Source organism: Corallococcus sp. AB049A (assembly GCF_003668885.1).
GTDB classification, from domain to species: domain Bacteria; phylum Myxococcota; class Myxococcia; order Myxococcales; family Myxococcaceae; genus Corallococcus; species Corallococcus interemptor.
In genome coordinates, this window is record NZ_RAWL01001052.1 from 1 (window position 1) to 458 (window position 458).

Genomic DNA, 458 nt, shown 5'->3' on the forward strand with positions numbered 1-458 from the left:
CCCCAATGGTGAATCGCGCCTCGTTGAAGGTAACGCTTCTGACGACGGCGCACGTGGTGACAAGCTGGACCCGTCCGCGCCGCGCGGGCTTGAATATGCCGATGTGCTGAAGGTTGACCCGATCACCGAGAAGCAGAAGGCCTACGCCACCGTGATCGGCACCGATCCAGTGCGCGAGACCTCCACCACCCAGACCCCGCACGAGGTCTGCCAGGACGTGACGGTGCAGGAACGCCTGCCGGAACGCGATGGCAACGTCGGCGGCACCGTGGTCGGCGCTGTGGTCGGTGGCCTGCTCGGCAACCAGGTCGGTGGCGGCAACGGCAAGAAGGCCGCGACCGCCGCCGGTGCCGTGGCCGGCGGCTTCATCGGCAACCAGATCGACAAGCGCCATGTGGGTGGCCGTGTGGTCAACCGCACCGAGCGCCAGTGCCACACCGAGACCGCCACCTCCGAGT

1 protein-coding gene is annotated in these 458 nt (G+C 67.7%); it reads left to right on the forward strand.

Annotated features, from left to right (window positions below; translation table 11 throughout):
- The coding region (locus D7X55_RS46290) for a glycine zipper 2TM domain-containing protein (RefSeq protein WP_121725749.1) at nucleotides 1-458 on the forward strand (458 nt) is incomplete at both ends.